At 72.9% G+C, this 5,932-nt stretch carries 6 protein-coding genes and 1 pseudogene; 6 read left to right on the forward strand and 1 reads right to left on the reverse strand.

The window, feature by feature from the left end; translation table 11 throughout:
* The 6 genes and pseudogenes from ACFWN1_RS19240 to ACFWN1_RS19265 form a co-directional block, all read left to right on the forward strand.
* Positions 1-239: pseudogene (locus ACFWN1_RS19240) on the forward strand (hypothetical protein); the annotation flags it as partial.
* Positions 240-262: 23 nt separating this feature from the next.
* The gene (gene argC / locus ACFWN1_RS19245) at positions 263-1,291 is read left to right on the forward strand and encodes an N-acetyl-gamma-glutamyl-phosphate reductase (RefSeq protein WP_384363418.1); all 1,029 of its coding nucleotides are present in this window, start codon (positions 263-265) and stop codon (positions 1,289-1,291) included.
* Positions 1,288-2,439 carry a bifunctional glutamate N-acetyltransferase/amino-acid acetyltransferase ArgJ gene (gene argJ / locus ACFWN1_RS19250; protein ID WP_384363378.1) on the forward strand — a complete coding sequence of 384 codons (1,152 nt, stop codon included), beginning with the start codon at positions 1,288-1,290 and terminating at the stop codon, positions 2,437-2,439. Before argC ends, argJ begins: the two co-directional genes overlap by 4 nt.
* Positions 2,436-3,350, forward strand: coding sequence for an acetylglutamate kinase (gene argB / locus ACFWN1_RS19255; protein WP_384363380.1), 915 nt, complete (start codon positions 2,436-2,438; stop codon positions 3,348-3,350). The genes argJ and argB overlap by 4 nt, the downstream gene beginning before the upstream one ends.
* A complete protein-coding gene (locus ACFWN1_RS19260) occupies positions 3,347-4,543 on the forward strand; it encodes an acetylornithine transaminase (protein ID WP_384363382.1) in 1,197 nt (398 codons plus the stop codon). The genes argB and ACFWN1_RS19260 overlap by 4 nt, the downstream gene beginning before the upstream one ends.
* A gap of 7 nt (positions 4,544-4,550) precedes the next feature.
* Positions 4,551-5,093: an arginine repressor gene (locus ACFWN1_RS19265; protein WP_384363384.1), complete on the forward strand. Its 543-nt coding sequence runs from the start codon at positions 4,551-4,553 to the stop codon at positions 5,091-5,093.
* 16 nt (positions 5,094-5,109) lie between these two features.
* On the opposite strand, the gene ACFWN1_RS19270 is transcribed toward ACFWN1_RS19265, so the two are convergent.
* Positions 5,110-5,850, reverse strand: a complete 741-nt coding sequence (locus tag ACFWN1_RS19270; protein ID WP_384363420.1) for an FAD:protein FMN transferase — start codon at positions 5,848-5,850, stop codon at positions 5,110-5,112.
* Positions 5,851-5,932 lie beyond the last annotated feature (82 nt).

A 5,932-nucleotide genomic window follows, 5' to 3' on the forward strand; every position in this document is an offset into this window, starting at 1 on the left:
GGGCCGACCTCGTCAGCCTCCACGTGCCGCTGCTCCCCGCCACCCAGCACATCATCGACGCCGCCGCCCTCAAGGCCGTACGACCGCAGCGTGCCGGCCGGGCAGGGCGAGCCGTCCGAGGACACGTGCGCGAGGGCTACACGGTCCTGGCGGACGCGTCCTCCGGCCCCGAGGCGATGAACCTCCCGGCCGTGCGTGCTCGTACAAGTGATTGCATAAAAGTGCAGAGATACGTATAGTCATGCCAATGAAGGAGGTCGGCATGGTGGTGCGCGCGGCGGTTGCCGGGGCCAGTGGGTATGCGGGCGGGGAGTTGCTGCGGCTGCTCCTCGGGCATTCCGGGGTGGAGGTCGGGACGCTGACCGGGCACTCCAGCGCGGGCCGGCGACTCGGCGAGCTGCAGCCGCAACTGGCGCCGCTGGCCGACCGGGTGCTGGCGGAGACGACCGCCGAGGCGCTCGCCGGGCACGACGTGGTGTTCCTCGCGCTGCCCCACGGGCAGTCCGCCGCCGTCGCCGGACAGCTCGGCCCGGACGTGCTCGTGATCGACCTGGGCGCCGACTTCCGGCTCACCGACCCCGCCGACTGGGAGCGGTTCTACGGCTCTCCGCACGCCGGTACCTGGCCCTACGGCCTGCCCGAACTCCCGGGCGGTCGGGCCGCGTTGGAGGGCGCCAAGCGCATCGCCGTACCCGGCTGCTACCCCACCGCCGTCTCCCTCGCCCTCTTCCCGGCCTACGAAGCCGGGATCACCGAGCCCGAGGCCGTGATCGTGGCCGCCTCGGGCACCTCCGGGGCCGGCAAGGCGCCCAAGGCGCAGCTGCTCGGCAGCGAGGTCATGGGCTCCATGACCCCGTACGGCGTCGGTGGCGGCCACCGGCACACCCCCGAGATGATCCAGAACCTCAGCGCGGCGGCCGGGGAGCGGGTGAGTGTCTCCTTCACCCCGACCCTCGCCCCCATGCCGCGCGGCATCCTCGCCACGTGCAGCGCCAAGGCCCGCGCCGGAGTCACCGCGGAGGCGGTCCGCGCGGTCTACGAGAAGGCGTACGCCGACGAGCCGTATCTCCGGCTGCTGCCCGAGGGGCAGTGGCCGGCCACCGGCGCCGTGACCGGCTCCAACGCCGTCCAGGTGCAGACCGCGCTGGACGCCGAGACCGGCCGGGTCATCGTGATCAGCGCCATCGACAACCTGACCAAGGGCACCGCGGGCGGTGCCCTGCAGAGCATGAACATCGCCCTCGGGCTCGACGAGACCACCGGGCTTTCCACGATCGGAGTCGCGCCTTGAGCGTCACAGCGGCCAAGGGATTCACCGCGGCGGGCATCGCCGCCGGGATCAAGCAGAACGGCAGCCCCGACCTGGCCCTCGTGGTCAACACCGGCCCCCGCCGAGCCGCCGCCGGCGTCTTCACCGCCAACCGCGTCAAGGCCGCCCCGGTGCTGTGGTCCGAGCAGGTCCTGAAGGGCGGCCAGGTCAGCGCGGTCGTCCTCAACTCCGGCGGTGCCAACGCCTGCACCGGCCCCCAGGGCTTCCAGGACACCCACGCCACCGCCGAGAAGGCCGGCGAGGTCCTCGGACGCGGCGCCATCGAGGTCGCCGTCTGCTCGACCGGCCTCATCGGCGTGAGGCTGCCCATGGACAGGCTGCTGCCCGGCGTCGAGAAGGCCGCCGCCTCCCTCAGCGAGCACGGCGGGGAGAAGGCCGCCCTCGCCATCAAGACCACCGACACCCATCACAAGACCGCCGTGGTCACCCGGGACGGCTGGACGGTAGGCGGCATGGCCAAGGGCGCCGGCATGCTGGCCCCCGGCCTCGCCACCATGCTGGTCGTCCTCACCACCGACGCCGACCTCACCGGTGCGGAGCTGGACAAGGCGCTGCGCGACGCCACCAGGGTCACCTTCGACCGGGTCGACTCCGACGGCTGCATGTCCACCAACGACACCGTCCTGCTGCTCTCCTCCGGCGCCTCCGGCATCACCCCCGGCCACGACGAGTTCGCCGACGCGGTCCGCGAGGTCTGCGCCGACCTGGGCCGCCAGCTCATCGGGGATGCCGAGGGCGCCAGCAAGGACATCAAGGTGGAGGTCATCAACGCGGCCAGCGAGGAGGACGCCGTCGAGGTCGGCCGGTCCATCGCCCGCAACAACCTCCTCAAGTGCGCCATCCACGGCGAGGACCCCAACTGGGGCCGCGTCCTGTCCGCCATCGGCACCACCAGGGCCGCGTTCGAGCCGGACCGGCTGGGCGTCGCCATCAACGGTGTCCAGGTCTGTGAGAACGGCTCCATCGGCGAGGACCGCGACCTGGTCGACATGCGCTACCGCGAGGTGCACATCGTCGCCGACCTCGCCGCCGGCACCGAGACCGCCGTCATCTGGACCAACGACCTGACCGCGGACTACGTCCACGAGAACAGCGCGTACAGCTCATGAGCACCCCCGCGCGCAGGCACACCGCCCTGCCCAAGGCGCAGACCCTCGTCGAGGCGCTGCCCTGGCTCACCCGCCACCACGGCCGCACCGTCGTCATCAAGTTCGGCGGCAACGCCATGGTCGACGAGAGCCTGAAGGCCGCGTTCGCCCAGGACGTCGTCTTCCTCCGTCACGCCGGCCTGCGGCCCGTCGTGGTGCACGGCGGCGGCCCCCAGATCAGTGCCGCGCTCGACCGGCACGGCATCGTCAGCGAGTTCAAGGCCGGCCTGCGCGTCACCACCGAGGACGCCATGGACGTCGTACGGATGGTGCTCGCCGGGCAGGTGCAGCGCGAGCTGGTCGGCCTGCTCAACCAGCACGGACCGTTCGCCGTCGGTCTCACCGGCGAGGACGCCCACACCATCACCGCGACCCGGCACCGGCCGCGCGTCGACGGCGAACTCATCGACATCGGACGCGTCGGCGAGATCACCGGGATCGACACCGGCGCCATCGAGACCCTGCTCGCCGACGGCCGCATCCCGGTCGTCTCCTCGATCGCTCGCTCCCAGGACGACGGACATGTCTACAACGTCAATGCTGATACGGCGGCTGCGGCACTCGCTGCTGCGCTGGGCGCCGAGACCCTCATGGTCCTCACCGACGTCGAGGGACTCTACGAGGACTGGCCGCACTCCGACGAGGTGATCAGCCGCCTCACCGCGACCCAGCTGGAGAAACTGCTGCCCGAACTGTCCTCGGGCATGGTGCCCAAGATGGAGGGCTGCCTGCACGCGGTACGCAACGGCGTGCGCACCGCCCGCGTCATCGACGGCCGCGTCCAGCACTCCATCCTGCTGGAGATCTTCACCGACGAGGGCATCGGCACCATGGTCGTGCCCGACGAGCCGGACACCCAGGGGGAGTCATGAGCAACGAGGAACTGACCGCGCGCTGGCAGGGCGCCCTCATGAACAACTACGGCACCCCGCGCCTCCCCCTCGTCCGGGGAGAGGGCACCGCCGTCTGGGACGCCGACGGCAAGCGCTATCTGGACTTCGTCGGCGGTATCGCGGTCAACGCCCTCGGGCACGCCCACCCGGCGGTCGTCCGCGCGGTGAGCGAGCAGATCGGCACCCTCGGCCATGTCTCCAACCTGTTCGTCGCGGAGCCGCCCGTCGCCCTCGCCGAGCGCCTGCTGCGGCTGTTCGGCCGGGACGGCAAGGTGTTCTTCTGCAACTCCGGCGCCGAGGCCAACGAGGGCGCGCTGAAGATCGGCCGGCTGACCGGGCGCACCCATATGGTGGCGACCACCGGCGGCTTCCACGGCCGCACCATGGGCGCCCTCGCCCTCACCGGCCAGCCCGCCAAGCAGGAGCCGTTCCGCCCGCTGCCCGGCGACGTCACGCATGTGCCGTACGGCGATCCGCGGGCGCTCGCCGCCGCCGTCACCGACGAGACCGCTCTGGTGATCATCGAGCCCGTGCAGGGCGAGAGCGGCGTCGTGGTCCCGCCGCCCGGCTACCTCAAGGCCGCCCGCGCCATCACGGCCGCGACGGGCGCCCTCCTTGTGCTGGACGAGGTGCAGACCGGCGTCGGCCGCACCGGCGACTGGTTCGCGTACCAGGCCCACGACGGCGTGCTGCCCGATGTCGTCAGCCTCGCCAAGGGGCTCGGCGGCGGGCTGCCGCTCGGCGCGACCGTCGCCTTCGGCCGCGCCGCCGACCTGCTCCAGCCCGGCCAGCACGGCACCACCTTCGGCGGCAACCCGGTCGCCTGCGCCGCCGGACTCGCCGTCCTCGACACCATCGACGACGAGGACCTGCTCGCGAACGCCAAGCGGCAGAGCGAGGCCCTGCGCGCCGGCATCGAGGCGCTGGACCACCCGTCGGTCGACCATGTCCGGGGCGCGGGCCTGCTGCTGGGTATCGTGCTCACCGGGCCGCACGCCAACGAGGCGCAGGCGGCGGCCCAGGAGGCCGGGTTCCTGGTGAACGCGCCCGCCCCCGACGTCGTACGGCTCATGCCCCCGCTGAACCTGCGCGACGACGAGGTGGACGCCTTCCTCCAGGCGCTGCCCGGCATCCTCGACGCAGGCGACGAGGACGGACGATCCCGAGAATGAGACGACGATGAGCCAGGCGCAGGACCACGATCAGGCGGCGGGCGGCCCCGCGGTACCGCAGACCAGGACGGCCCGCCACGGCCGGATCGTGGACATCCTCAACCGGCAGCCGGTGCGCTCGCAGAGCCAGCTCGCCAAGCTGCTCGCCGACGACGGGCTGACCGTCACCCAGGCGACCCTCTCCCGCGACCTGGACGAGCTGAACGCGGTCAAGATCCGCAACACCGGCGGCGACCTGATCTACGCGGTGCCCAGCGAGGGCGGCTTCCGCACCCCGCGTGCCCCGCTGGGCGGCTCCGCCAAGGAGGAGCGGATGCGGCGGCTCTCCCAGGAGCTGCTGATCTCCGCCGAGGCGTCCGCCAACCTCGTCGTGCTGCGCACCCCGCCAGGTGCCGCCCAGTTCCTCGCCTCGGCCATCGACCAGGCCGAACTCCACGACATCCTCGGCACCATCGCCGGCGACGACACCCTCATGCTGATCAGCCGAGACGCCACCGGCGGCCAGGCCCTCGCGGACCACTTGCTGCGGCTCGCCCAGAACGCCCCGTAGGGCGAAGTGGTCCCGCTCACCCCAGCCGGGTCGCCAGACCTCCCGTGCAGCGGACCTCGTCGCCCGCCGTGATGAGCAGTCCCTCCACGTCCGGGAGGGACTCCAGCCAGGCCAGGCCCGCGCGGGAGCCCATGGCGAAGGCGGCCGTGGCCCAGCAGTCGGCCCAGGTCAGCCGGGGGGCCACCACTGTCACGGCGACCAGGTCGGTCACCGCCGAGCGGCCGGTGCGGGGGTCCACGATGTGCGCGCCCCGCTCCGCCGTGCCCGAGGTCGCCACCGCCAGCTCCTCCGCACCGGCCGCCGACACCACCGCCGCCAGCCCGCCCGGCCGGAGCGGATCGGCCACGCCCACCCGCCAGGCCCGGTGCGGCTCGGGCGCCCCCACCATCTGGACGTCACCGCCGCCGTTCACGCTCACCCCGCACACCCCGGGGACCGCGGCCAGTGAGCGCGCGGCCCGCTCGGCGGACCAGCCCTTGACGATGCCGGTGGGGTCGAGCGTCCCCCGGTACCGGGTGCTGAACCAGCCGTCGCTGATCCGCTCCGCCTCCTCCGCCAGCGCCAGCACCTCGCGCACCTCGGGGGCGCACTGCTCCGGCGTCAGCTCCTCGCGGGCCAGCCGGGACACCTCGCTGTCCTCGCGGTAGGTGCTGAACACCGCGTCGGCCCGGTGCAGTCCCGCGACCGCCGAGTCCAGCGCCGCCCGCACCGCCCCGGGGTCGCCGCCGCGCACGTCGAAGGAGAAGACGGTCCCCATGACCTCCTCCGCGTGCCGCACCACATGAGGTGTCCCCGCCCGCTCGGCCACCGTCTCAGCCACCGGCCTGGTCCAGCGCGGA

This window comes from Streptomyces sp. NPDC058459 (assembly GCF_042721685.1).
Taxonomy (GTDB): domain Bacteria; phylum Actinomycetota; class Actinomycetes; order Streptomycetales; family Streptomycetaceae; genus Streptomyces.